Source organism: Williamsia sp. D3 (genome assembly GCF_000506245.1).
Classification (GTDB): domain Bacteria; phylum Actinomycetota; class Actinomycetes; order Mycobacteriales; family Mycobacteriaceae; genus Williamsia; species Williamsia muralis.
Map to the genome: position 1 here is coordinate 102,517 of NZ_AYTE01000001.1, position 24,714 is coordinate 127,230.

24 protein-coding genes, 1 tRNA gene and 1 pseudogene are annotated in these 24,714 nt (G+C 63.9%); 15 read left to right on the plus strand and 11 right to left on the minus strand.

Going from position 1 to position 24,714, the window contains the following annotated elements; genetic code table 11:
• Positions 1 to 123 precede the first annotated feature (123 nt).
• Both W823_RS31610 and W823_RS31615 read left to right on the plus strand, forming a co-directional pair.
• On the plus strand, positions 124 to 366 hold the full coding sequence (locus tag W823_RS31610; protein ID WP_152537945.1) for a hypothetical protein: 243 nt from the start codon (positions 124 to 126) through the stop codon (positions 364 to 366).
• A gap of 102 nt (positions 367 to 468) precedes the next feature.
• The gene (locus W823_RS31615; protein ID WP_023953870.1) at positions 469 to 702 is read left to right on the plus strand and encodes a three-helix bundle dimerization domain-containing protein; all 234 of its coding nucleotides are present in this window, start codon (positions 469 to 471) and stop codon (positions 700 to 702) included.
• Between the two features lie 32 nt (positions 703 to 734).
• On the opposite strand, the gene W823_RS57940 is transcribed toward W823_RS31615, so the two are convergent.
• Positions 735 to 902 (minus strand): hypothetical protein, encoded by a 168-nt coding sequence (locus tag W823_RS57940; RefSeq protein WP_156045586.1) that lies wholly within the window; start codon positions 900 to 902, stop codon positions 735 to 737.
• Between the two features lie 588 nt (positions 903 to 1,490).
• On the opposite strand from W823_RS57940, the gene W823_RS31625 reads away from it, so the two are divergent.
• Positions 1,491 to 1,970 (plus strand): nucleoside deaminase, encoded by a 480-nt coding sequence (locus W823_RS31625; protein WP_023953874.1) that lies wholly within the window; start codon positions 1,491 to 1,493, stop codon positions 1,968 to 1,970.
• A 42-nt stretch (positions 1,971 to 2,012) separates the two neighbouring features.
• Here W823_RS31625 and W823_RS31630 read toward each other — a convergent pair whose 3' ends face one another.
• Positions 2,013 to 2,750: a GntR family transcriptional regulator gene (locus tag W823_RS31630; protein ID WP_200866332.1), complete on the minus strand. Its 738-nt coding sequence runs from the start codon at positions 2,748 to 2,750 to the stop codon at positions 2,013 to 2,015.
• 168 nt (positions 2,751 to 2,918) lie between these two features.
• On the opposite strand from W823_RS31630, the gene W823_RS31635 reads away from it, so the two are divergent.
• From W823_RS31635 to W823_RS31655, 6 genes are read left to right on the plus strand one after another with little or no spacing between them, the layout of a single operon-like run.
• Positions 2,919 to 3,917: a BMP family protein gene (locus W823_RS31635; RefSeq protein ID WP_023953878.1), complete on the plus strand. Its 999-nt coding sequence runs from the start codon at positions 2,919 to 2,921 to the stop codon at positions 3,915 to 3,917.
• Positions 3,918 to 3,930: 13 nt separating this feature from the next.
• A complete protein-coding gene (locus W823_RS31640; protein ID WP_023953880.1) occupies positions 3,931 to 5,451 on the plus strand; it encodes an ABC transporter ATP-binding protein in 1,521 nt (506 codons plus the stop codon).
• Positions 5,448 to 6,122 (plus strand): hypothetical protein, encoded by a 675-nt coding sequence (locus tag W823_RS59415; RefSeq protein WP_369792548.1) that lies wholly within the window; start codon positions 5,448 to 5,450, stop codon positions 6,120 to 6,122. Before W823_RS31640 ends, W823_RS59415 begins: the two co-directional genes overlap by 4 nt.
• Positions 6,077 to 6,589, plus strand: a complete 513-nt coding sequence (locus W823_RS59420; RefSeq protein WP_369792549.1) for a hypothetical protein — start codon at positions 6,077 to 6,079, stop codon at positions 6,587 to 6,589. Before W823_RS59415 ends, W823_RS59420 begins: the two co-directional genes overlap by 46 nt.
• Positions 6,586 to 7,512, plus strand: a complete 927-nt coding sequence (locus tag W823_RS31650; protein ID WP_023953883.1) for an ABC transporter permease — start codon at positions 6,586 to 6,588, stop codon at positions 7,510 to 7,512. The genes W823_RS59420 and W823_RS31650 overlap by 4 nt, the downstream gene beginning before the upstream one ends.
• Before the next feature lie 23 nt (positions 7,513 to 7,535).
• Positions 7,536 to 8,519, plus strand: a complete 984-nt coding sequence (locus tag W823_RS31655) for an ornithine cyclodeaminase family protein (protein ID WP_031331051.1) — start codon at positions 7,536 to 7,538, stop codon at positions 8,517 to 8,519.
• Between the two features lie 18 nt (positions 8,520 to 8,537).
• On the opposite strand, the gene W823_RS31660 is transcribed toward W823_RS31655, so the two are convergent.
• The 4 genes from W823_RS31660 to W823_RS56150 all read right to left on the minus strand — a co-directional run bounded on the left by W823_RS31660 (position 8,538) and on the right by W823_RS56150 (position 10,252).
• Positions 8,538 to 8,612, minus strand: a tRNA-Val gene (locus W823_RS31660).
• A gap of 95 nt (positions 8,613 to 8,707) precedes the next feature.
• Entirely contained in the window at positions 8,708 to 9,190 is a 483-nt protein-coding gene (locus W823_RS31665) for a peroxiredoxin (protein ID WP_023953887.1), read from the minus strand.
• Positions 9,187 to 9,609: a DUF3052 domain-containing protein gene (locus tag W823_RS31670; protein WP_023953889.1), complete on the minus strand. Its 423-nt coding sequence runs from the start codon at positions 9,607 to 9,609 to the stop codon at positions 9,187 to 9,189. Before W823_RS31670 ends, W823_RS31665 begins: the two co-directional genes overlap by 4 nt.
• Positions 9,610 to 9,718: 109 nt before the next feature.
• Entirely contained in the window at positions 9,719 to 10,252 is a 534-nt protein-coding gene (locus W823_RS56150; RefSeq protein ID WP_152537946.1) for a hypothetical protein, read from the minus strand.
• A gap of 197 nt (positions 10,253 to 10,449) precedes the next feature.
• Between W823_RS56150 and aceE the strand changes: the two are divergent.
• The 6 genes and pseudogenes from aceE to W823_RS31700 all read left to right on the plus strand — a co-directional run bounded on the left by aceE (position 10,450) and on the right by W823_RS31700 (position 18,902).
• Positions 10,450 to 13,220: pseudogene (gene aceE, locus W823_RS31675) on the plus strand (pyruvate dehydrogenase (acetyl-transferring), homodimeric type).
• An 83-nt stretch (positions 13,221 to 13,303) separates the two neighbouring features.
• Positions 13,304 to 14,596 carry a CdaR family transcriptional regulator gene (locus W823_RS31680; RefSeq protein WP_023953892.1) on the plus strand — a complete coding sequence of 431 codons (1,293 nt, stop codon included), beginning with the start codon at positions 13,304 to 13,306 and terminating at the stop codon, positions 14,594 to 14,596.
• A gap of 169 nt (positions 14,597 to 14,765) precedes the next feature.
• The gene (locus W823_RS31685; protein ID WP_023953894.1) at positions 14,766 to 15,674 is read left to right on the plus strand and encodes an ACP S-malonyltransferase; all 909 of its coding nucleotides are present in this window, start codon (positions 14,766 to 14,768) and stop codon (positions 15,672 to 15,674) included.
• 132 nt (positions 15,675 to 15,806) lie between these two features.
• The gene (acpM, locus tag W823_RS31690; protein WP_023953897.1) at positions 15,807 to 16,118 is read left to right on the plus strand and encodes a meromycolate extension acyl carrier protein AcpM; all 312 of its coding nucleotides are present in this window, start codon (positions 15,807 to 15,809) and stop codon (positions 16,116 to 16,118) included.
• Positions 16,119 to 16,124: 6 nt separating this feature from the next.
• The gene (locus W823_RS31695; RefSeq protein WP_030171718.1) at positions 16,125 to 17,390 is read left to right on the plus strand and encodes a KasA/KasB family beta-ketoacyl-ACP synthase; all 1,266 of its coding nucleotides are present in this window, start codon (positions 16,125 to 16,127) and stop codon (positions 17,388 to 17,390) included.
• 60 nt (positions 17,391 to 17,450) lie between these two features.
• Positions 17,451 to 18,902, plus strand: a complete 1,452-nt coding sequence (locus tag W823_RS31700; protein WP_023953901.1) for an acyl-CoA carboxylase subunit beta — start codon at positions 17,451 to 17,453, stop codon at positions 18,900 to 18,902.
• A gap of 237 nt (positions 18,903 to 19,139) precedes the next feature.
• On the opposite strand, the gene W823_RS31705 is transcribed toward W823_RS31700, so the two are convergent.
• The 5 genes from W823_RS31705 to W823_RS31725 all read right to left on the minus strand — a co-directional run bounded on the left by W823_RS31705 (position 19,140) and on the right by W823_RS31725 (position 24,662).
• The gene (locus W823_RS31705; protein ID WP_023953903.1) at positions 19,140 to 19,658 is read right to left on the minus strand and encodes a DUF3145 domain-containing protein; all 519 of its coding nucleotides are present in this window, start codon (positions 19,656 to 19,658) and stop codon (positions 19,140 to 19,142) included.
• Between the two features lie 121 nt (positions 19,659 to 19,779).
• Positions 19,780 to 20,586: a serine hydrolase gene (locus W823_RS31710; RefSeq protein WP_023953905.1), complete on the minus strand. Its 807-nt coding sequence runs from the start codon at positions 20,584 to 20,586 to the stop codon at positions 19,780 to 19,782.
• Between the two features lie 178 nt (positions 20,587 to 20,764).
• The gene (locus W823_RS31715; protein ID WP_023953907.1) at positions 20,765 to 21,901 is read right to left on the minus strand and encodes an NDMA-dependent alcohol dehydrogenase; all 1,137 of its coding nucleotides are present in this window, start codon (positions 21,899 to 21,901) and stop codon (positions 20,765 to 20,767) included.
• Between the two features lie 279 nt (positions 21,902 to 22,180).
• Positions 22,181 to 23,785 carry a fatty-acid--CoA ligase FadD5 gene (gene fadD5, locus W823_RS31720; protein WP_023953909.1) on the minus strand — a complete coding sequence of 535 codons (1,605 nt, stop codon included), beginning with the start codon at positions 23,783 to 23,785 and terminating at the stop codon, positions 22,181 to 22,183.
• A 55-nt stretch (positions 23,786 to 23,840) separates the two neighbouring features.
• A complete protein-coding gene (locus tag W823_RS31725; protein WP_023953911.1) occupies positions 23,841 to 24,662 on the minus strand; it encodes an enoyl-CoA hydratase-related protein in 822 nt (273 codons plus the stop codon).
• Positions 24,663 to 24,714 lie beyond the last annotated feature (52 nt).

Genomic DNA, 24,714 nt, shown 5'->3' on the forward strand with positions numbered 1-24,714 from the left:
CAGCCTCCTCCTGTCCGCGTTGCAATGTTGCCCTGGGACCATGCCGCGGAGTTTGCCGTCGATGATCAACGGGTATCTGCCGGATCGAGTCAGATCATGGTCGTATCTATGAAAGGACAACCGATGGTGTCGGAAACACACGTCCGGGAACTTCTCGAGAGTTCATACGAGGATGCGCATCTGATCTTGGAGATGGGCCAGCTGTCGGTCATCGACGGGGCCAGTGCGGAGAAGGATGAGTCGGCGCTGGTGGTAGCCACCGCGCGCGAATTGCGCGAGAGTCATGACGTCGCGCACGTCAACGACGAGGAACTGACATCCATCGCGGCGCTCCTCGATGACCGCATCGCCAAGCTCGGCGCCTGATCGCCGGACGCGTCACAGCGCACTCGAATAGCGGATGGCGGTAGGGCCAACAGGCCGTGAACAAACTAGAGGGTCGGACGTCCGCGCCGTACGGTCAAAGCTATGAACCCCGAGGATCAAGAGCAGCAGCAGATCGAGCAGATCGCCGACAAACTCGCGGACAAGCACGCTGATGTGCCGACGGAAGCTGTCGCCGAGGTCGTCGAGGACGCGTACCGGAAGTTCGATGGCCAACCCATCCGCGACTTCGTCCCGCTTCTCACCGAACGCAGGGCAGAAGAAGAGCTCGGCGGAAACCCGGTCGCCACGCCTGAGTCCCTCGAAGAATCGAGCTGAGGGCTACTACGTCGAGGAAACGGGAAGCGACATCACGCGCTTCCCGCGGTCTCCTTTGGCCGACCCGCAGACTGCAGAGCGCGAAGGTCTGCGGCCTCGGCTTCGAGATCTGCGTGACTGATCACGCGCGCCATCACCATGGCGACAAAGATCGAGATCAATACCCAAGCGGCTACGGCGACGCTTATCCAGATGAACACGTCGAAAGTATGGCCCAATATCCCGAATTGGGAAACTGTTCTTTTGGAAGTAATTTCGAATTGATCGTGACGATCAGAGTTTTTGATTCTGACGATCAGAACCGTCGGATTCCAAAGCCTGTTCGAACAATGTCGAATCACATTCGCGGCCCGGTTCCCACCCTGATCGTCCCACCACGACAGCCTTCCTGCAACGTTGCCCCTGGCTGGGGAGCCGCGGACCAGCGGGCTGTCTTGCGTGCGGCACCGGGCCGGTGTGCGGTGCGCGGGACTCCGCGGGTCGCCTCGCCGTAGCTTTCCAGAGCCGCAGCCTGGCGGTGTAGCCGTCCGGTTCATTCGTCTCGCCATCGCGCATCGCCCGACCGACCACGTCGAGAAATTCAATTGCGAACCCTTGCTAAGCGGGTTGGATTGGTTCTGCGAACAAATACTCACCGACTCAAATCGATCTTCGCCGACAAAGCCGATTGAACAATTCAGTTTCGCCATTGTGGCGATTCAAAACAGGCCTGTGGTAATCGGGTCGGTCCAGCACCCCCACCGTGGACACACCTGCTCACCAAGTCGGGGTGTCGTACGCTCGCACCTGTGGGCATAACGAACGACGATGTACAGCACCTACGGCGATGCGTGGATCTGGCACGCGAAGCACTGGCGGCCGGCGATGAACCCTTCGGTTCGGTGCTCGTGAGCGCAGACGGCCGAACACTTTTCGAAGACCGCAACCGCGTCAAAGACGGCGACAACACCAGGCATCCCGAGCTGACGATCGCGTTGTGGGCAGTGGAGAACATGGAGCCGGCCGAGCGGGCAGCGGCCACGGTGTACACCTCCGGAGAGCATTGCCCGATGTGCGCCGCCGCGCACGCCTGGGTCGGGCTGGGCCGAATCGCCTATGCGGTGTCGTCGTCTCAATTGTCGGAGTGGCTCGCGGAATGGAATGCTCCGCCCTCACCGGTCGCCGGGCTGCCGATCAACACCGTTGCGCCCCAATTGCCGGTAGACGGACCGGCTGATGCTCTGGTCGACGAGATGCGGGCCCTGCACGCACAGCGATTCAGCGTTTAGCCGGGGCTCTGTCTCCGACCGGCGGTGTGTAGCACCTACCGCTCAAGTCGGTTCAGATCTCGCACGCCGACGTCCCTTCGTGGCCTCCACCGGATCGATCGACCCGCCCGACCACTCGGCGGCCATGGCAAGACTTGCCTGCCGGCCCGAATGAACGTGATGGAACGCTGATTCGGCCGCACGGTCGGCGTCGTGGGCCGCGATGGCGGCAAGAATTTCCTCGTGCTCGTGGCACTGACGGCCCGGATCCCGGTCTTTTGTCAGATGAAAGAGCCACTGTGTGCGCGCCTCCAGAGGGCGCAACAACGACTCCAGCAGAGGGTTCGCGGACAGGTCGACGATCATTTGGTGGAACTTGGCATTGGCCGCTGCGATCGCTGGGCGGTCCCGCTTCAGGGTCGCGGCACGAGCGGCTTCGAGTTGCTCCGACAACCGGGCGAGACCCTCTTCGTCGGCACGCTCGGCAGCAAGCCGGGCCGCGAGAACTTCTAGGCTCTCGCGGACGTCGAACAGGTCTCGGACGTCGTTCTCGCTGAAGGGCGAGACGATTGCACCCTGTCTCGGCACCAGAACCACCAGTCCGTCCTGCTGCAGCAACTGCAATGCCTCGCGCAGCGGGATACGCGAAACATCGAGTTCTGCAGCGAGATCGCGCTCGACCAGCCTTGACCCCGGCGCCAGCCGCAGATCTACGATCTGGCGCCGAATTTCCTCATACGCGTGCTGGCGCAATGACTTTCGATCGTTTGCCGAACCCGTCAGCTCTTCTACCGCAGGCATGAACACCAAGTCCTCTCGCGGATTTCGCCTCGTTCAGCCGAGTCTAGCCAGACCCACTTAGCGGTATACCAATAACTAACCGCCTCGTAATCGGATGGAAACACTCAGCCCCCACTCTTCTCGTAACGGTATACCGCTAAAACACAGCGGCCGACGACAGGAGACACGATGAGATTTCGATCCACAACCGTCCGCGTACCGGTGGCGCTGCTCGCGGCCGGAGCCATTGCGGTAGGAATGTCAGGGTGCGGCACATCGGGAGCCGACGCCAACGACGGGAGTCTGTCCGTCGGAGTCTTCTTCCCCGGCTCCGTCACCGACACCGGGTTCATGGAGTCGGGCTACCTCGGATACCAGAGGGTCGAGAAGGCACTCGGTGACCAGGTGGACCTCAGCTATGTCGAGCAAGTTGCACCAGCCGACTACCAGCAGGCATTGCAGCGCTTCGCATCTGAGAACGAATTGGTCATCTCGGTTGGCGGCCAGACGGACGCCGACGTGCGAAAGATCGCCCCTCAGTTCCCAGACGTGAAGTTCGTCGAAATCGGTGGCCCTTCCGACGCCGAACCTATGGACAATCTCGCTTACTACGATCCGCAGCAGGCCGAGGCCGAATTCCTTTCCGGCGCAGTGGCAGCGGCATCATCGACCACCGGAACGGTCGGATTCGTCGGAGGCGTCGAGTTGCCGGCCATCGTCAATGCGGCCAAGGCGTTCTCGAACGGGGCGACGTTTGTCCGACCCGACGTCAAGGTTCTCAGCCCCCAATATGTGGGCGACTTCAACGATCCCGCCAAAGCCAAACAGGCAGCGGGCACCGGGTATGCGGGAGGTGCCGACATCCTCGGTCAGATCGTCAACCTCGGCAAACAAGGCATCGAACAAGCTGCACGCGACTCGGGCAACCGCATGGTCGGCGGACCGATTCCCGGAGATTGCGCAAACCCGGTATACGCAGGTTTTGTCCGCACCGACATCGGGACCGAGATCGAATACGCCGTCTCTTCAACGCTCGACGGCTCGTGGGAGGCTGCACAAGTTCCGTTCGGTCTGACAACAGACAAAGGTGGCAGCGACTTCATCCTCTGCTCGGAAGACCCCGCCGCCACCAAAGCGCTGACCGACGCAAAGGCGGCGTTGACATCCGGCTCCGTCGCGGCCTACTGAACCGGCCGACGCGATGACCCCAGCAACCAGCCCGCTGTTGACGCTCGACCGAATCGGTAAGTCGTATGGCGGTGTTCGCGCGCTCGACGATGTCACCATGGCCGTCGAACGCGGCACGGTGCACTGCATCCTCGGAGAGAACGGAGCAGGCAAGTCAACACTGTGCAACGTCGTGTACGGAACGGTGTCTGCGGACCAGGGCAGTATGACCATCGACGGAACCCCGTATCGCCCCTCGACACCGGCAGCGGCACTCGAGTCCGGCGTCGCCATGGTGCATCAGCACTTCTCACTCATACCCACCATGACGGTGGAGGACAACCTGCTGTTGGGCCGACGGGGGTTTCGCCAGCCACACGATGAGGTGAAGCAGGGCCTGGCGCGCATAGCCGATTCGTACGGATTGACCGTGGACCGCACCGCTCGCGTCAGTGACCTGCCGATCGGCGCACGACAGCGGGTCGAGATCGTCAAAGCCCTGCTTCGCCGGCCAGACCTCATCCTGCTCGACGAACCGACTGCGGTGCTCGACCCTGGTGAGATCGACTCGCTGATCGAGACCTGCAATGCCCTTGCCGCCGATGGCAGGTCGGTTGTCCTGATCACCCACAAACTCGGGGAGGTCGCCCGCGTGGCCGACGCGGCAACCGTGCTTCGCGGCGGGACGGTCGTCGGCGGAGGTCGACTATCGCAGACACCGCTGGACTCATTGCTCGACCTGATGCTCGGTGGCGCACAACCTGTTGCGTCCGAACGACGTCCGGCATCGTCCCCGCATCACACAGCACCCTGCTTGGAAGTCAGGGGTGTCACGCTGTCCCGCCCAGACGGCAGCACAGCCCTGTCAGACGTCGATTTGACTGTCCCCTCAGGAGAGATCGTCGGTATCGCAGGTGTCGAAGGCAATGGCCAGTCGGAGCTGGCGGCAGTGTTGTCCGGGTCCGTCGCCGCTGATCGCGGAACAGTCAGTGTCGACGGACTCGACATCACCGAACACACTCCAGCGCAGCGCACCCGTGCGGGCATGGGTGTCATTCCCGAAGACCGGCATGCCGAGGGCATGATCGCTGAACTATCAGTCGCCGAGAACTATGCGCTCGGCCGATTGAGTGACTACCGGAGCTGGGGCCTCCTGGATCGCCGACGCATGAGAGCTGATGCCGCGCAGGCCATCACGGAGTACTCGATCCGCGCCGATGGTCCCGACGTCCCCATCGGATCATTGTCCGGCGGCAACCAGCAGAAGGTTGTGCTGGCCCGGGAATTGTCGACCCCAGGGCTGCGTGTTGTCGTCGCGGCGCAACCCACCCGCGGGCTCGACGTCGGCGCCGTCGCTTTTGTGCTCGACCGCCTTCGGGACGCCGCGGCGTCTGGCGCAGCAGTGTTGGTGATCTCCAGCGAAATCGACGAGCTCGTCACACTCTGCTCGCGCATCGTCGTCGCCTACCGCGGCACCATCCGCGGGTCGGTCGACTCCGAGTCCTCCTCTGCCACCAACGACATCGGCGAGCTCATGATGGGGGTGGCACGATGATGCCGACCTCTGGGCTGCTCCGTCCCAAACTGCGGCAGGGCGATTGGGCCCACAGCCCACTTGTGGTCGCCGTCGTTGCCCTGGCGATCGCCGCAGGCGTTGGACTGCTGCTGGCCGCAGGCGCTGGGGCCGGACCCGCCGAGGTCGTCGACGCCCTCATCCAGGGAACATTCGGCTCGCCCTTCGCCGTCGGCACCTCGCTGAACAACGCTGCCATCATCATGTTCATCGCGGCGGGCTTCACCGTCGCGTATCGGGCCGGTCTGGTGAACGTCGGGGGCGAAGGCCAGATCTGTCTCGGCGGCATTGCTGCCACCGCGGTGGGCGTGACCATCCCCGACGCCACGCCTCTCTTCCTCGGAGTCACCCTGGCGCTGGTGGCTGCCGTAGTGGCCGGCGCTTGTTGGGCGGCCATCGCGGCGTGGCTCTATGTTCGGCGCGGTACCAGCGAGATCATCACCACCCTGCTGCTCAACTTTGTCGGCCTGGCGTTGGTTGTGTTGATGGTCCAGGAGCCGAGCTTGCTTCGGCAGCCGATGACCTCGTCGGAGACGCTCCCCCAGTCCGAGTCGCTGAGCGAAGCGAGCCACCTCCCGCTGCTGGGACTGACCAAATCGCCTGCACGGTGGCCATCGTCATTGCTATCCTTGCCATCACGGCAGTCGGAGTAGTCCTGCGGCACAGTGCAATCGGACTACGGCTCCGCTCAGTGGGTCTGTCACCGACTGCGTCGGCCCGACTTGGTGTCCCGGTTGATCGCGTCCGTTTCCTGGGGCTCTCCACCGCAGGTGGGTTTTCCGGACTTGCCGGTGGAATCCTTGTCACATCCGCCCCGTTCGTTCTGGCCGAAGGGTTCTCGTCGGGCTTCGGTTTCACCGGGCTCGTGGTCGGTTTGCTGGCGCGCGGGTCGATGACAGCAGTTGCCGGGGTGTCGCTGTTCCTGGGATTCCTGGTTGCCGGCGGTATCAATCTGCAGTTGGCCGCGGGAGTTCCGTCCTCCACCGTGACCGTGGTGCAGAGCGTGCTGATCATCTTGATCGCGGGCGCTGCCTTGTGGACCACCCGGTCGAGATCAGTGGCGCCCCCCGAGGCCACTTTGGCACCCGCCATCACAGCCCCCGCAAAGGCGACGTCATGAACATCGACATGCTCACCCAGGTCCTCACCAGCGGGGTGGCCTTCGCGATCCTGCTCATCGTGGCCGCAGCAGGTGAATCGATCAGCGAACGTGCAGGCGTGCTCAACCTCAGCATGGAGGGCATCATGCTCACCGGCGCTTTCGCGAGCGTGTTGGCCTCGGCCACACTCGATTCGGCGATGCTCGGCCTTGTCAGCGGGGTGCTTGCCGCAATCATCTTCGGAATCATCCAGGCGCTGCTCACCGTGCGGTTCCGCGCCGACCAGATCGTTGTCGGAATTGCCGGCAACGCGTTGGCGCTGGGGTTGACCACCTACGGTGCCCGCATCTTCCTCGAGGACGGCAAGGGCCAGGGTGTGCCCGGCTTCAACGGCGTCGATATCCCCCTGCTGACCGACATCCCGATCGTCGGTCCGGCCCTGTTCGGCCAATCAGTCCTCGGTTACCTATGCGTGCTCGTGGTCGTCGCGCTGGCACTGCTGTTCTCCGGCAAGACCATGGCGGGCATCCGCGTGGACGCCGTCGGCGAGGACGCCACATCGGCCGGCTGGACAGGATTGTCCGTCAACAAGATCCGGGCCGCGTGCGTCTTGCTCGCTGCCGCAACAGGCGGTCTCGCAGGATCTCAACTGGCCCTGTCGGAAGTGCAGTCGTTCAGCGAGAACATGACTGCCGGCCTCGGCTACCTCGCCGTGGTGGCAGTGATCGCGGGGCGCTGGAAAGTGATCGGAATCGTGTGGGCGTGCCTGTTCTTCGGGATCGCCCGATCGCTTCAGTTCGCCTTGCCTGCCGTCGGAGTCGACATCCCTTACGCGATTCTGCTGATGCTGCCGTACGTCATTGCCATCGTCGCGATCAGCGGCGTGGTCGGTGGCCGCCGAGCCCCGTCGTGCCTCACCGTGCCGTACGCCGGCCGTTCCTGAACCTCTTTGCCCCGGAAGGCGACATGACACTCATCCTCACCCACTCCGACATCGACGCGCTCATCGACCGGACTTCGGTCTACCGCGCCGTGGAGCAGGCTCACGCTGATCTGACATCAGGTGCTGCGAGTAACCCCGCTCCCCCTCAGTTGCCGATCGCTGACGGCGGCACCGCTCTCCCGATGGTGGCGTCGTCAGAACCGTTGGGCGCCAGCGTCGTCAAGATGTTGTCGGACATGCCGGCCAATGTCGGCCGCGGGCTCCCGAGTCAGCGATCGACCATCCTGCTGATGTCTGCACAGACCGGCGAGTGCGAAGCAGTACTCGACGGCCGCCTCATCACAGCCATCCGTACTGCTGCGGCGAGCGCGGTGGCGACGGCTCACCTTGCCACGCAACGGAGCTCGATTCTGGGACTCATCGGTGCCGGAACCCTCGCAGTGGAGCACGCCCGCGCCATCTGCCGCATCCGAAACATCGAGAAGGTTTTGGTGTGGTCGCGGTCGGCGTCGACCGTCGACAGCTTCCGCCGTCGGACAGCCGATCTCGACATCCAGATCGAATACGCCGAATTCCCTCGGTCTATTCTCGCCTCCGCCGACATCGTCTGCACACTGACGCCGTCGCGCGAACCGATCGTCGAGGGCGCGTGGTTCCGCCCGGGCCTGCACCTCAACGCCGTCGGCGCTCCTCCCCGCGCAGACCACCGTGAGATCGACGGCCCCGGGATCGGCAGCAGCCGGCTGATCGTCGACAGCATTCCGACCGCACTCACCAAATCGGGAGATGTCCTGTTGGCGATTGCCGAAGGCCACCTTCAGACGCAGGACGTTGACGTCGAACTCGGCGATGTGATCGTGAACCCCGCCCTCGGCCGCCGAAGCGACGACGACATCACCCTGTTCAACTCCGTGGGGATCGGCCTACAAGATCTCGTGACCGCCCGGACGCTGGTCGATGTGGCGAAGCAACAGGGTGTTGGCGCGAGTGTGCGGCTGAATGCTTAAAGGAATCGGCGTTGATGGTGGTGCGCGCAAAGGGATTCGAACCCCTGACCGCTGGTGTGTAAGACCAGAGCTCTACCGCTGAGCTATACGCGCGGGGCGACCGAACCGAAGGCGAGTTCGACCGGCCGCGACGGCGAGAGAAAACATGGACTCGCCGCCCGTCCGACACCCGAAGGCGTCAGACACCTTCAAGAATCTAGCGCGGCCAGGGCTTTCTCCCAAAGCGACTGGTCACGGACCTGCCCGGCGGCCATCTGCTCGGAGAATGTGATGTGTCCGGTCTTGTCGATGACAAAGGTGCCGCGGTTGGCGTAGCCCTTGTCCTCGTTGAAGACGCCATACAGCTGAGCGACGCGGCCGTGGGGCCAGAAGTCCGCGAGGATCGGGAAGAGATACCCCTGGGCCGCCGACCACACCTTGTGGGTGGGCGATGTGCCCACCGAGATCGCGATGAACGCCGAGTTGTCGTTGTCGAAGTCCGGCAGCCGGTCGCGCACCATGCTCAGCTCGCCTTCACAGGTGCCGGTGAACGCCATCGGGAAGAACACCAGCAGCACGTTCTTCTTACCGAAATGGTTGGACAGGGTGATGTCCTGATTGTTCTGGTCACGCAACGTGAAGTCAGGAGCCGCGGTTCCCACCGCGAGCTCCTGATGAACGGAGTCGGTCATGCCTTCTTGCCGGCTCGCGTCTTCGGTTGAACCAGACGAGATCCCAGCCAGTCACCGAAACTCACGGCACTGGTCTGGGTGAGGCCCGCGGTCGGCGCGGCTTCGGCGACCTCACTGGGGTCGACGTAACCGTCGCTTCCGGTCTTCGGCGACAACACCCACACGAACCCATCGTCGGCGAGCGGTGTGATGGCATCCATCAGGGCGTCGACCAGATCGCCGTCACCGTCCCGCCACCACAGCACCACCATGTCGACGACCTCGTCGGAGTCGTCGTCCACCATCTCGGCGTCGATGGCATCCTCGATGTCGGCACGCAGGTCGTCGTCGGTGTCCTCGTCCCACCCCAGCTCCTGCACGATCATGCCCGCTGTCACTCCCAGCTTCTGGGCGCGATCACCATCTGAAGCGGCAACCAACGCGACGACCTCCTGTCAGTAGAAAAATAGGCGAACACTGTCCGTGTCCGCTTCGATGACTCAAGCGAACAGGGTAAACCCCCAAGTTGCAAGCCGAATGGCACCTTTTTCAACCGGCAACTTTCCCGCACGCGTCCACAGCCTTGTTCCTGGCGTCGATCCACTTGTCCGCCGGATCGTTGAGGCCGGCCCGATATTCGTTCCTCACCGCGGTCACCAACTCCCGGTTGCGGTCGAGAAAATTCCGCACCAACGTCTGGACGGGCTGCTCGACGCCGACCACCAGTTTCGCGGTAATTGCCTGCTCACCGGCGGTGAGCTGGTCGATCACCACCCGACTGCTGTCGCCCATCTGCGAATAGGACTGCACGTCATTGAGTTTGGTGACGAACTCGTTGTAGCCGTTGAGCATGGTCACCACGGTCGTGGTGAATTGCGCGCAGAGGCCAACCGTCAGCGTGCGTGCAGCCTCCGCGGCCCTCGACGATTCTGCGATCCTCGATTGCTCCGCCGCGACGGACACGTCGCTCTGATAGGCACGCACGTCGTTGGGGTCCACGCCACTGGAACCGTCGACAGTGGTGGCACATCCGGTGAAAAGTGCCCCGGCCACCACAACGCCGGCCACCCACCTGGACTTCACAGAGCAGATACTGCCCCATGTACCGCTCGAACATCCAGAGCAACACATGTAGGTTCGGCTAGTTTGCCGTCCTCCGATGCCAACGAACATCACATGCGGCACGATTGAGAGAACGCCGAGGACCTCACCAGGGTCCAGCGCCACATTTGGTTTCTGGCAGTCACCCTGCCGGACGACTCGAGGAGAAGACCAGCGTAGTGACTGACAGCACGAAAGCACCGAAGAACCAGCAGCGGGTTCGCGTCATCCGAGAGGGAGTCGCGTCCTACCTCCCGGACATCGACCCGGATGAGACCACTGAATGGCTGGAGTCCTTCGACGGTCTTCTCGAGAACGCCGGCCCCGGCCGGGCCCGGTACCTGATGCTTCGCCTGCTTGAGCGCGCCGGGGAGAAGCGGGTCTCGATCCCAGCCCTCACCTCGACGGACTACGTCAACACCATCCCCACCGAGAGCGAGCCCTGGTTCCCCGGTGACGAAGAAGTCGAACGCCGTTTCCGCGCGTTCATCCGCTGGAATGCCGCGATCATGGTGCACCGCGCACAGCGTCCCGGCGTCGGCGTCGGCGGCCACATCTCCACCTATGCCTCGTCGGCCGCCCTGTACGAGGTCGGTTTCAACCACTTCTTCCGTGGCCAGGACCACGCCGGTGGCGGCGACCAGATCTTCATCCAGGGTCACGCCTCCCCCGGTATCTACGCGCGTGCGTTCCTCGAGGGCCGCATCGACGAGAAGCGGATGGATGGGTTCCGCCAGGAGCACTCCCACGCCGGCGAGGGCGGTGGGCTGCCGTCATATCCCCACCCTCGGCTGATGCCCGACTTCTGGCAGTTCCCGACCGTGTCCATGGGCCTGGGCCCGATGAACGCGATCTATCAGGCGCGGTTCAACCACTACCTGAACGACCGCGGCATCAAGGACACCAGCGATCAGCACGTATGGGCGTTCCTCGGCGACGGCGAGATGGACGAGCCGGAGTCACGCGGCCTGGCGCACGTCGCCGCAACCGAGGGCCTCGACAACCTGACGTTTGTCGTCAACTGCAACCTGCAGCGCCTCGACGGTCCGGTGCGCGGCAACGGCAAGATCATCCAGGAACTAGAGTCGTTCTTCCGCGGAGCCGGCTGGAACGTCATCAAGGTCGTGTGGGGCCGCGAGTGGGATTCGCTGCTGCACAAGGACCGCGACGGCGCGCTGGTGAACCTGATGAACAGCACCCCCGACGGTGACTTCCAGACCTACAAGGCCAACGACGGTGCCTACGTCCGCGACCACTTCTTCGGCCGCGACCCGCGAACCAAGGAACTCGTCAAAGACCTCAGCGACGCCGACATCTGGAACCTCAAGCGCGGCGGCCACGACTACAAGAAGGTGCACGCGGCCTATGCCTCGGCGCTGGCCCACAAGGGCCAGCCGACGGTGATCCTGGCGCACACCATCAAGGGCTACACACTCGGCAAGCACTTCGAGGGCCGTAATGCCACGCACCAGATGAAGAAGCTGACCCTCGACGATCTCAAGGACTTCCGCGACAGCACGCGCATCCCGATCAGCGACGCCGAGCTCGAAAAGGATCCTTACCTGCCGCCGTACTACCACCCCGGCAACGACGCACCCGAGATCCAGTACATGCTCGATCGTCGTAAGACGCTCGGCGGTTTCCTGCCCGCTCGGCGCACCAAGAGCAAGGTGCTCAAACCGGACACCGCGCCGGCACTGAAACTGGCCGCGAAAGGTTCGGGCAAGCAGCAGGTCGCCACGACCATGGCCGTCGTCCGCATCTTCAAGGAACTGATGCGCGACAAGGAGGTCGGCAAGCGCCTCGTGCCGATCATCCCCGACGAAGCCCGCACCTTCGGCATGGACTCCTGGTTCCCGTCGCTCAAGATCTACAACCGCAACGGTCAGCTCTACACCTCCGTCGACGCGGAGCTGATGCTCGCGTACAAGGAGAGCTCGGTCGGACAGATCCTGCACGAGGGCATCAACGAAGCCGGTTCCACGGCATCGTTCACCGCTGTCGGTACGTCGTATGCAACACACGACGAGCCGATGATCCCGCTGTACATCTTCTATTCGATGTTCGGCTTCCAGCGCACGGGCGACGGACTGTGGGCGGCGGCCGACCAGATGGCACGAGGATTTGTCCTGGGAGCCACCGCCGGTCGCACCACACTCACGGGTGAAGGTCTGCAGCACGCAGACGGCCATTCGCTGCTGCTCGCGGCGTCGAACCCGGCAGTGGTGGCCTATGACCCTGCGTTCGGATACGAGCTCGGGCACATCATCGCCGACGGCCTGCGCCGGATGTACGGAGAAGATCCCGAGAACATCTACTACTACATCACCATCTACAACGAGCCGATCAGTCAGCCGGCGCAGCCCGACAACCTCGACGTCGCCGGACTGCTCAAGGGCATCTACCGCTACGCCGAAGCTCCCGAAGGCAAGGAGTACCCGGCGAACATCCTGGTCTCCGGCATCACCATGCCCAGTGCCCTCAAAGCACAGGAGTTGTTGGCCGAGGAATGGAACGTGGGCGCAAACGTCTACTCGGTGACGTCGTGGAACGAGTTGTCCCGTGATGGTGTGGAGTACGAGAAGGCATCGCTCCGCGATCCCGACGGTGAGCACCAGCAGCCGTACGTCACCGAGGCGCTCGCCGAGGCCGCGGGTCCGTTTGTCGCGGCCAGCGATTTCATGCGTGGGGTTCCCGAACTGATCCGCGCCTGGGTCCCGGGCACCTATCTCACCCTCGGTACCGATGGATTCGGTTTCTCGGACACCCGGCCGGCCGCGCGTCGGTTCTTCACGTCGACGGTGAGTCGATCGCGGTGGGTGTGCTGTCGGCGCTGGCCCGCGACGGCCACATCGAGGCCAAGGTCGCTGCCGAGGCCGCCGCGAAGTACAAGATCGACGACGTACTCGCAGCGCCGAAGCAGACGAGCGACCCGGGTCCCGGCGCCTAGGCCGAGTCCCACCCCGCCCGACGAGGGGATCGCCTGCGGGCAGCGTCCGACCTGAAACCGTCCCGCTGACATAGATTGGTCAGATGGACGAGTCACGTGCGGTCGAGCAGCCCGCCGGCGATCTCTTCGGGCCGCGGGGTGCCCATGTGCCCGCCCCGGCCAACGTGCACGACGCATTGCCGGACACACTGCTCCGCCGGGTGAAGCAATACAGCGGCCGGTTGGCCACCGAGGCTGTGCACTCGATGCAGGACCAACTGCCCTATTTCGCCGACCTCGAGGCAGGGCAGCGAGCCGATGTGCAGCTGGTCGTGCAGACCGCGGTGGTCAACTTCGTCGAGTGGCTTCAGGATCCTGAAGGCAACGTGAAGTTCACGGTGCAGGCGTTCCAGGTGGTGCCGCAGGATCTGGCCCGGCGGATCAGCTTGCTGCAAACCGTCGAGATGGTCCGGGTGGCCATGGAGTTCTTCGAGAAGTGGCTGCCCCTACTTGCCCGAAACGACGCCCAGCTGCGGGCACTCACCGAATCGGTGCTGCGCTACGGGCGCGAGATCGGGTTCGCGGCGGCATCCATCTACGCGTCTGCAGCCGAATCGCGCGGTGCCTGGGATTCGAGGCTTGAAGCGCTGGTCGTCGACGCCGTGGTGCGCGGCGACTCCGGACCCACCTTACTGTCGCGAGCAGCCGCGCTGAACTGGGACACCGAGGCCACCGCAACGGTGCTGGTGGGTATGCCGCCACCCGAGCGCAACGTGTCGGTTCCGCTGGCGGTGCACAACACCGCCCGCCAGCACGACCGCGCGGCGTTGTCCGTCGTCCAGGGCAGCCTTCTGGTCGCCATCGTCAGTGGGCCGGTCGCCGTGAGCGAGCCGTTTGTCACCGATCTGCTGAAGCTCTTTGCCGAGGGCCCGGTGGTGATCGGCCCGACAACACCCAATCTGGGGGCCGCGCACGCCAGCGCCATAGACGCACTCGCCGGTATCGAAGCAGTGGCGGGTTGGCCCAGCGCTCCGCGACCGGTGCATTCCTGGGAGCTGCTGCCGGAGCGGGCACTGCTCGGCGATCAGACCGCGATGACCACCCTCAACGACTCCCTGATCACTCCGCTGACCAAAGGCGGCGACACTTTGACCGTCACGCTGGACGCCTACCTCGACTCCGGAGGGTCGGTGGAGTCCTGTGCCCGTGAACTCTTCGTTCATCCAAATACTGTCAGATATCGACTAAAGCGGATTTCGGACATAACTGGCCGCGATCCGATGAACCCGCGAGATGCGTACGTACTTAGGGTTGCCACAACTGTCGGCAGATTGGCACGAGTTCGACACGACATGCGCACAGTTTTCTCTTCAGTCACACGAGCAACAGGACACTAGGGGCCTAGGTGACAATTGTGCATCACTTCACATTCGGCTAACGCATATCGATGTGGTGACGATGCAGGCACGCTGATGTGGTCATTTGTGGGAACCCCACAAAGGCCTTGCTCAAGGTTCATCGCGTCCAACACCCTCACCACAGGCCGATAGGGTGTTCTCTTGTCAGGTGCTCTCCTTGCTTGCGCCCGGACAGGGTTCCCAGACCGTCGGTATGCTCACCCCTTGGCTAGAGCTGCCCGGCGCCCGCGACCAGGTTTCGACCTGGTCGAAGATGACGAAACTCGACATCGCACGACTCGGCACCACCGCGACGGCTGACGAGATCACCGATACCGCCGTCACCCAGCCGCTGGTCGTGGTGTCCGCACTGCTCGCATTCGACGAACTCTCCAAACGCTCTCCCCTGCCGGTCGACGCTCTCGTCGCCGGCCACTCTGTGGGCGAGTTGGCCGCAGCCGCCATCGCCGGCGTACTGACTGCCGATGAGGCCGTGGCCCTGGCCGCTGTTCGCGGCGCCGCCATGGCTAAGGCATGTGCACTCGAACCCACCACCATGGCTGCGGTGCTCGGTGGCGACGAAGCTGCCGTCCTGGCCCGTCTCGAAGAACTCGACCTGGTTCCGGCCAACCGCAACGCGGCGGGACAGATCGTCGCTGCGGGCGCAGTCGCGGCCATCGACGAGTTGATCGCGAACCCGCCGGAAAAGGCGCGCATCCGTAAGCTCGCGGTCGCCGGCGCCTTCCACACCAAATACATGGAGTCTGCGCAGGAAGCGGTGGCCCAAGCTGCCGCGGACATCGTCCCGCAAGACCCGAACAGGACGTTGCTCTCCAATTCCGACGGCCAGCCCGTCACCTCCGGGCGCGATGCGCTCGACAAACTGGTCGCCCAGGTCACCAGCCCGGTGCGGTGGGACCTGTGCTCAGCCACGATGCGCGACAAAGCCACCACCGCGCTCGTCGAGTTGCCGCCCGCCGGCACACTCACCGGAATCGCCAAGCGCGAACTCAAGGGAACTCCCACCCGGGCCCTCAAGACCCCCGACGACCTCGAGGGACTCACCGATCTTGGATAGCGGTGGCGACGCACCTCGCGTCTCCATCCCCGGAAAGTGACAGGCCGAGCACGCAGGTCGTCACAGTCCAACGCGGCGTTCGCACGCCGTCCGGAAGACACCCCGCAATACGAAGAAGAAGGGAGCCACATAGTGGCCGCCGCACAGGAAGAAATCATTGCCGGACTCGCTGAGATCATCGAGGAGGTCACCGGCATTGAGCCCTCTGAGGTGACTGTGGAGAAGTCGTTCGTCGACGACCTTGACATCGACTCGCTGTCGATGGTCGAGATCGCAGTGCAGACCGAAGACAAGTACGGCGTGAAGATCCCGGACGAGGATCTGGCCGGACTGCGCACCGTCGGTGACGCCGTGTCGTACATCCAGAAGCTCGAGGCTGAGAACTCCGACGCCGCTGACGCGATCCGCGCCAAGATCGAGGCCGACAAGACCACCGGTGAGTGATTATCAGTGACTAACTCTCTTCGCGATTACTCCACCCTCGGCGGGAATTTCCCGAACGTCGTCGTGACATCGATGGTTGCCACCACTTCCGTCGGCGAAGACCTCGATTCCACGTGGAAGGGTCTTCTCGCCGGAGAGAGTGGCATCAAAACGCTCACCGACGACTGGGTCGAGGAGTACGACCTCCCGGTCCGGTTCGGTGGGCGGCTTGTCAAAGATCCGACCGACGAGGTCTCGCGGGTCCAGGCCCGCCGCATGGCCTACGTCGAGCGGATCGCCTACGTGATGGGCAAGCGCCTCTGGGTACATGCCGGCGAGCCCGACGTCGAGAAAGATCGTCTCGGGGTTGTCATCGGCACCGGACTCGGTGGCGGCGACGCTCTCATCGAGGCCGACAGGGTCATGAAGACCACGGGCAACTACCGCAAGGTGTCCCCGCTGGCAGTACCCATGTCGATGCCCAACGGTCCCGCCGCGGTCGTCGGCCTCGAGATCGGGGCCAAGGCCGGCGTCATCACGCCGATCTCCGCCTGCTCCTCGGGATCTGAGGCAATCGCCCACGCGTGGCGTCAGATCGTCATGGGTGACGCCGACATCGTCGTCACCGGTGGCGTCGAGGGTCACATCGACTCGGTGCCCATCGCGAGCTTCGCGATGATGCGTGCGATGAGCACCCGCAACGAGGACCCGGCCGCAGCCTCGCGCCCGTTCGACAAGGACCGCGACGGCTTCGTCTTCGGCGAAGCCGCTGCACTCATGGTCATCGAGCGTGAGGACCACGCTCGTGCTCGTGGCGCGCACATCCACGCGCGCGTGCTCGGTGCGGGCATCACATCCGACGGCTACCACCTGGTCGCACCCGACCCGGAAGGAACCGGCGCCGCGCGGGCAATGAAACGCGCGATGTCGACAGCGGGGCTGAGTGCATCGGACATCACCCACGTCAACGCCCACGCCACGTCCACCTCGGTGGGAGATACGGCTGAAGCGTTCGCGATCAACGCGGCCGTCGGCGATCATGCCGCGGTCTACGCACCGAAGTCTGCCCTCGGGCACTCCATCGGTGCGGTGGGGGCACTCGAATCGGTTCTGACCATCAAGGCCATCGAAGAGGGAGTCATCCCTCCGACCTTGAACCTCGACAATCAGGATCCGGAAATCAACCTCGACGTGGTTCACGGTGAACCCCGTTACGGCCAGATCGAATACGCCATAAACAACTCGTTCGGATTCGGTGGGCACAATGTCGCGCTCGCCTTTGGGCGCTACTGACCCGTTGCCCCCTGTTCCTTCACGACAGGGCGCTTGAAGATCTACCTGTAAGGAGATTCCATGACCACCATGGCCCCGATCACCAAGCACGAAGAGTCGGTCGATCCGCGAGATCCATTGCTGCGCTTGACCAATTTCTTCGACGAAGCGTCGATGTCGTTGCTGCACCCCCGCGACAAGTCGGGAGTGCAGGCTGCAGTCGGGCGAGTCAACGGTGTTCGCACTGTCGCCTACTGCACCGACGGCACCGTGATGGGTGGGGCCATGGGGGTGGTGGGATGTAAGCACATCGTCAACGCCATCGACACCGCCATCGCCGAGCAGGCACCGGTCATCGGTATCTGGCATTCCGGCGGAGCGCGGTTGGCCGAAGGCGTCGAGGCACTGCACGCCGTCGGCGAGGTGTTCGAGGCGATGGTCCGCGCGTCGGGTTACGTCCCGCAGATCTCCGTGGTCGTCGGCTTCGCAGCCGGCGGCGCCGCATACGGCCCAGCCCTCACCGACATCGTGATCATGGCCCCGGCCGGACGCGTGTTCGTCACCGGCCCCGACGTGGTCAAGAGCGTCACGGGCGAGGTCGTGGACATGGAGTCGCTCGGCGGCCCACTCACCCACGGCAAGAAGTCGGGCGTCTCGCACATCACCGCAGACTCCGAGCCCGACGCCTACTGGCGAGCACGCCGGCTCATCGCCACCTTCAGCCAGCAAGGACACTTCAGCCGTCAGAAGGCCGAAGCCGGCGACACCGACCTGCGGGCCCTGCTGCCCGAGTCGAACCGTCGCGCGTACGACGTCCACCCGATCGTGCGGGCCCTGCTCGACACCGACATCGCGGCCGACGGCGAAACCGAGATCTCGAGTTTCGAAGAGCTGCAAGCAAAATGGGCTCCGAACATCACCATCGGGTTCGGCCGACTGTCCGGCCGAAGCGTCGGCGTCATCGCCAACAACCCCCTGCGCATGGGCGGCTGCCTCAACTCCGAAAGCGCCGAGAAGGCCGCACGTTTTGTGCGTCTCTGCGACGCATTCGGCATCCCCCTGATCGTGATGACCGACGTCCCGGGCTACCTCCCCGGAGTCGGCCAGGAATGGGACGGCGTCGTCCGACGTGGAGCCAAACTGCTCCACGCATTCGCCGAATGCTCGGTTCCACGCGTCACCCTGGTCACCCGCAAGATCTACGGCGGCGCCTACATCGCGATGAACTCGCGTGCCCTCGGTGCCACCGCCGTGTTCGCATGGCCGGGATCCGAGGTCGCCGTCATGGGCGCCAAGGCCGCGGTCGGCATCTTGCACAAGAAAGCTCTGGCAGCAGCGCCCGACGACGAGCGCGAGGCACTGCACGAACGCCTCGCCGTCGAGCACGAAGCCATTGCCGGGGGCGTGGGTCGCGCACAGTCGATCGGCGTGGTCGACGAGATCATCGATCCCGCCAAAACCCGCAGCATAATCGCCGAAGCCCTGGCATCGGCGCCGGCGCGACGCGGACGCCATAAGAACATACCCCTATAACTGTTCGCTTTGGTGTGGGCCTTGTTGCGTGCTCTTCGCTCGTCACGTGGCCGCTTCGCGACCGCGTTCCTCACTGCATCGCACGCGGCCCACACCTTCGCTCACGTAGGGCCGCGTTCCTCGCTGCATCACGCGCGGCCTACGCCTGCGCTCACGTGAGGGGCGGCATCAAGAGCACCAACGACACCGGCCCGGACTTTTCAGTCCGGGCCGGTTTTCGTTGTCTTGTCTACGCGTTCAGCCCACGCGCTGATGCAGCCAGGTGACCTCTGCGCCATCGCCGCCCATGCGGAATGACTCGAGGGCCTCGTCCCACGCGGTGCCGAGCGCGGCATCGAGCGCGCCGGCCAATTCCATTCCGTCGGTGTGCGATTCGATGAGTGCGCGCAATTGCATCTCGCCCACGATCACGTCGCCGTTGGCGCTCATCGAACCGCGCCACAATCCGAGACCGGGTACATGGCTGAAGCGTTCACCGTCCACACCTTCGCTGGCGTTCTCGGTGACCTCGAACCGCAGGACAGTCCATTCACGGAGAGCATTGGCCAGTCGGGCACCCGTACCCACGGGCCCCACCCAGTCGACCGTGGCACGCTGCAACCCCGGCCCTGCGTCCTGCGCCGACCATTTCAGGTTGGCGCGGGCGTCTAGGGTCGACGAAAGAGCCCACTCGACATGTGGGCACAACGCGACGGGTGCGGAGTGTATGTACACAACACCCGATGTCACGTCCGCAAACTGATTCAGATTGCGCACTTTCCACCTCCGGTTTCGACGAGAACGTCTTCCCCAACGTCTGTCGCACCAGGAGCAGATATCACACCTTTGGTGTTTATTGTGCCTTAAGTGACCCGTGTTGCGCTAGTGCGCGGTGATTTCAATGTGTCAGCGACTCGACAACTGAATCGTTGAACTCGCTCCACAACGGCTTCGCCCACGGCCCAAAAGCGCGGTCGGTCAACACAACGCACGCAGCCGACAACGCCGGATCGACCCATAAGAACGTGCCCGACTGACCGAAGTGCCCGAAAGTCCCCGGGCTGTTAGCCGCGCCGGTCCAGTGCGGATCCTTGTTCGAGCGCAATTCGAACCCCAGACCCCAATCGCACGGACGGTGCTTTCCGTACCCCGGCACGAATCCGTCGAGCCCGGGAAACTGAACCGACGTCGCATCAGCGAACAACGAGGGCGACACCAATTTCGGGTTGAGCAGCTCGACCGCAAAAGCCGTAAGGTCCCCGACCGACGAGTGCGCCATGTGCCCCGCCGACCCCTGCAATGATGTGGACCCCATGCCGAGTGGCTCGCACACGCCCTGCTGCAGGTAGTCCGCGAACTCGATGCCCGTCTCCGCCCCGATCAGATCGGCGAGCACCTCGAATCCTGCACTGGAGTAAATCCGCTGCTCCCCCACACCCGCCGTCGGGGCACGGCCCTCGAACGGCAGGCCCGATGCGTGCGCCAACAGATGGCGAACGGTGGAGCCCTCCGGCCCGGCCGGCTGATCGAGCTCGATCGCCCCCTCTTCGACCGCAACCAGTGCTGCATGTGCTGTGAGCAGCTTGGTGACCGACGCGAGCAGGAACACCCGCTGCTGGTCGCCATGACTTTCGACGACCTCTCCGCCGGCAACCACCGCGGCCGCCACCGTGTCGACCGGCCATTCCTCGAGTTGTCTGAGCATGGGTTCATGCCATCACGACCGAGGCGACACGAGCAACACGCCGCAGCTACACACCTTGAAAATCGTTGCCGCGCAGCGGTTGGGTTACTCCTGTGTAGGCGCCCGACCGATCCCAAGAGACAAAAAAGGGGCCGGCGAGTGTGCGCTCGCCGGCCCCGGTGAGAGGGTTTCGGGTTGATCAGACCGCGTGGTCTTCTTCGGTGAAGCGGATGACTCCACGAATGTTCTTGCCGTCCAGCATGTCCTGGTAGCCCTCGTTGATCTGGTCGAGGCGGTACTGGCGGGTGACCATGTCGTCGAGGTTCAGCTTGCCCATCTTGTACAGCGACAGCAGCTGCGGGATGTCGAGCTTGGGGCTGGCGCCACCGAAGATCGTTCCCTGCAGGTTCTTCTGGAGCAGGGTCAGCATTGCGAGGTTGAGGGTGACGTCGGACTCCATCATGTTGCCCATACCGGTGAGCACGCAGGTGCCGGCCTTGGCCGTGATGCCCATCCAGAGATCGACATCCTTGCCGTGCACCTCACCGACGGTGACGATCACCTTCTTTGCCATCTGCCCGGCGGTCACCTCGGCGATGGTCATGGCTGCTTCTTCGACGCTGGCGAATGCGTGCGTGGCCCCGAACTTCATGGCCTGCTCGCGCTTCCACTCCACCGGGTCGATCGCGAAGACGTAGCGCGCGCCCGAGAGCACAGCTCCCTGGAGAGCGGAGATACCGACACCACCGATGCCGACGATCGCGACATCTTCACCCGCCTGCACGTTCGCACTGTGGGTGGCCGAGCCGTAACCGGTGGGAACACCGCAACCCACCAGGCAGGCGACCTCGAACGGGATCTCTGGATCGATCTTCACCACCGAGGTCTCGTGGACCACCATGTAGGGCGCGAACGTACCGAGCAGGGTCATCGGGTAGACGTTCTCGCCGTCTGCGGTCTGCACGCGGAAGGTGTGGTCGGACACCGCTTCTCCCTGCAGGAGCATGGCCCCCATGTCGCAGAGGTTGCTCAGCCCGGAACGGCACGACGGACATTTGCCGCAGGAGGGAATGAACGAGAGGACCACATGGTCGCCGACCTGGAAGTCGGTGACGCCTTCGCCGATCTCGTCCACGACTCCGGCGCCCTCATGGCCGCCGAGCACCGGGAACCCAGCCATCGGGATGCCGCCTGTCACCAGGTGGTGATCGGAGTGGCACATCCCGGCGGCTTCCATCCGGATCTTGACCTCGCCCTTGCGGGGGTCACCGATCTCGATCTCTTCGATCGCCCACTTCTCGTTGAAGTTCCGGAGCAAAGCGCCTTTGGTCTTCATTCAAACCCTCCACTCGCGGCGCCCGACGCGGCACCGCTCTTCTGCATTGAAGGTGACCACGTCACCACGGTTCGACCACTGCAGTGACGACGGTCACTGGTCTTCGAGAAGTGTAACGTGTTTCAGTTTTGAGGGCCAGAACGAGTCTTGACCTGTGTCAGAAGACTTTCCGAAAATCGGGCAAACGGCGAGAAATTACGAGGACCCCCGACCGTCTCGCAAAGACCCCCGACCGTCTCGCAAAGAGTCGATCGGGGGTCCCGCGGTGTTCTCTGGGTGTCAGTGTTTGAGACCGGCGTCCTTGCCGCCGTACTCCTTGCGCAGCGACGGCTTGACGACCTTGCCCGACGCGTTGCGTGGCAATTCGTCGATGACGATCATTTCCTTGGGCTGCTTGAAGCGCGCGAGATGTTCGTTCAAGAACTCAATCAATTCGTCGAAGGTCAGCTCTTCGCCGGGCTTGAGCACCACGATCGCGACAGGTACCTCACCCCAGCGGTCATCGGCCTTGCCGACCACCGCTGCCTCGAGGATCTTCGGATGGGCGAACAGTGCATTCTCCACCTCGGCGCAGTAGATGTTCTCGCCGCCGGAGATGATCATGTCCTTCTTGCGGTCCACGACGTAGATGAAACCCTCGTCGTCCATGCGGACCAGGTCACCGGAATGGAACCAGCCGCCGGCGAATGCGTCGGCGGTGCCCTGCGGGTTCTGCCAGTAGCCCTCCATCATCGTGGGACCGCGGTAGACGATCTCGCCCACCTCGCCCGGAGCCACATCGTTCATCTCGGCGTCCACCACACGGGCCTGAACCGCGGGGATCACCTGGCCCACCGAACCCAGCTTCCGGAGCGCGTCCTTGCCCTCGAGCACACAGGTGATCGGCGACATCTCGGTCTGACCGAACACCGCGACGTTGATCGCTTCCGGGAAGGTGTCGGCCATGGCCTGCAAGACCGTGTCCGATGCGGGAGCCGCACCCCAGGAGATCACGCGCAACTTGAGGTTGCGGGGCTTGGCCTGCTGCACCGCGCACACCACCTGCCACTGAGCCGGGACCAGGAAGATCGAGGTGATCCCTTCCTTCTCCAGCACGTCGAGCAGCGATTCCGGGTCGAAGGCCCCGAGGGGATGGATCACGGTGCGGATGCCCATGTAGAACAGCGGAGCCATCGCACCCATCGCGGCGATGTGGAACATCGGAGCCACACAGGAGCCCACGTCATCGTTGCGGATGTGCAGAGCCGAGATGCAGGTGACCGCCTGCGCCTGCATGTTCGCGTGAGAAAGCATGGCGCCCTTAGGGTTACCTGTGGTTCCCGAGGTGTACATGATCATCGCGATCGAGTTCTCCGGCACGTCGATCGCCGGCAGATCGGAGGGGTCCTCTGCAACAAGGTGCTCGTAGTCGAGCGCGTCGGCGACGTCGGACGGGCCGACGATGATCAGGTTCTCGATGCCATCGGTGCCCTTGCGGACCGCATCAGCCAACGGCGCCAGCAGCGACTCGGTGATGACAACCTTCGCACCGCTGTCGGCCACGAGGAATCCGACCTCGGGAGGCGTCATCCGGATGTTGACCGGCACCGCGATCGCGCCGATGAGGTTGGCGCCGAAGATCGCCTCGACGTACTCACTGCGGTTCAGCATCAGGATCAGCACCCGGTCGCCGAAACGCACACCCCGTCGGTACAGGGCCGCAGCGAACGCGACCGAGCGGTCGTCGAGTTCTTTCCACGTGGTGTCCTGACCCTGGAAACGCAACGCCACGTCGTTCGGCTTCATCGTCGCGTGCCGCCGCACGTGGGTGTTCCAGTTGTTCCGGCGCGACCGGAAAGGCTCTTCTACCAAGTGGTCTGATTGGGCCAACGTGGTGCTCGTCATGTTCTGCTTCCTGTCGTGGGACCGCCCGTCCGCGTCGAACGGGCCATGTTGTCAATTACTGGTCGGACGCCGATACGGGCGTGCGCGCTTTGCCTCGGGAGGCGAATGCTTCGATGAGCGCCGCGAACTCGGGCGACTGCAGCAATTCGATCTGACCCTCGCGTTCGAGGTCGAGGGCAAGGTCGAACCCCGCCAGCGTCTGAGCGTCGACTGCCTGTTTGGTCAGCTCCAATGCCCGTGGCGATGCGGCCAGCAGTTTGTCGATGACCTTGTCGACCTTGGCCTGCAGCGCATCCGGTTCCACCACCGCCGTCACCAGACCGTCTGCCCAGGCCTGCGCGGCCGGCAGCTTCTCTCCGAGGAGCGCCATCGCGTTCGCCCGGGCCCGGCCGACCGCGGCAGCGACAGTGGCGGTGGCGGCACCGTCCGGCATCAGCCCGATGTTCACAAAGGCGAGCAGGAAGTAGGCGTCAGACGCGGCGTAGACGAGGTCCGAGGCAAACGCGATCGAGGCCCCGATACCGACAGCCGCCCCACCGACCACGGCGACCACGGGAACCTTGATCGCGCGAATGGCGCGGACCACATCTGAACCGGTGTCGATGGTCTGTTCGGCACGGGCCCTGGCTTCTTCCGGCGACTGCGGCGGCTCGGCTGTCGCCATCGCCACGATGTCTGCCCCGGTGCAGAAGTCGCGACCCGGTGCGCCCAGTACAACCACACGCACGGAGTCGTCCCTTGCCCACGCGGTCATCACCTCGATGAACGCCACACTGGTCTCGGAGGCCATGGAGTTCTTTCGCTCAGGCCTGTTGATCACCAGCCGAGCCACTCCACGTTCGTCGATCGACGTTGTCAGGCCGTCTTGCCCTTGCATAGATGCCACCCTCGGCTCAGATCTGGCAGCTGCGACACAGATCACGTGAATC

Bases quoted from the DNA above. Each gene is read 5' to 3' on its own strand.
- W823_RS31610 (WP_152537945.1), top strand. From the start codon at position 124: ATGGTGTCGGAAACACACGTCCGGGAACTTCTCGAGAGTTCATACGAG.
- W823_RS31615 (WP_023953870.1), top strand. From the start codon at position 469: ATGAACCCCGAGGATCAAGAGCAGCAGCAGATCGAGCAGATCGCCGAC.
- W823_RS31630 (WP_200866332.1), bottom strand. From the start codon at position 2,750: ATGCCTGCGGTAGAAGAGCTGACGGGTTCGGCAAACGATCGAAAGTCA.
- W823_RS31635 (WP_023953878.1), top strand. From the start codon at position 2,919: ATGAGATTTCGATCCACAACCGTCCGCGTACCGGTGGCGCTGCTCGCG.
- W823_RS31640 (WP_023953880.1), top strand. From the start codon at position 3,931: ATGACCCCAGCAACCAGCCCGCTGTTGACGCTCGACCGAATCGGTAAG.
- W823_RS59415 (WP_369792548.1), top strand. From the start codon at position 5,448: ATGATGCCGACCTCTGGGCTGCTCCGTCCCAAACTGCGGCAGGGCGAT.
- W823_RS31650 (WP_023953883.1), top strand. From the start codon at position 6,586: ATGAACATCGACATGCTCACCCAGGTCCTCACCAGCGGGGTGGCCTTC.
- W823_RS31655 (WP_031331051.1), top strand. From the start codon at position 7,536: ATGACACTCATCCTCACCCACTCCGACATCGACGCGCTCATCGACCGG.
- W823_RS31665 (WP_023953887.1), bottom strand. From the start codon at position 9,190: ATGACCGACTCCGTTCATCAGGAGCTCGCGGTGGGAACCGCGGCTCCT.
- W823_RS31680 (WP_023953892.1), top strand. From the start codon at position 13,304: ATGGACGAGTCACGTGCGGTCGAGCAGCCCGCCGGCGATCTCTTCGGG.
- W823_RS31700 (WP_023953901.1), top strand. From the start codon at position 17,451: ATGACCACCATGGCCCCGATCACCAAGCACGAAGAGTCGGTCGATCCG.
- W823_RS31710 (WP_023953905.1), bottom strand. From the start codon at position 20,586: ATGCTCAGACAACTCGAGGAATGGCCGGTCGACACGGTGGCGGCCGCG.
- W823_RS31715 (WP_023953907.1), bottom strand. From the start codon at position 21,901: ATGAAGACCAAAGGCGCTTTGCTCCGGAACTTCAACGAGAAGTGGGCG.
- fadD5 (WP_023953909.1), bottom strand. From the start codon at position 23,785: ATGACGAGCACCACGTTGGCCCAATCAGACCACTTGGTAGAAGAGCCT.
- W823_RS31725 (WP_023953911.1), bottom strand. From the start codon at position 24,662: ATGCAAGGGCAAGACGGCCTGACAACGTCGATCGACGAACGTGGAGTG.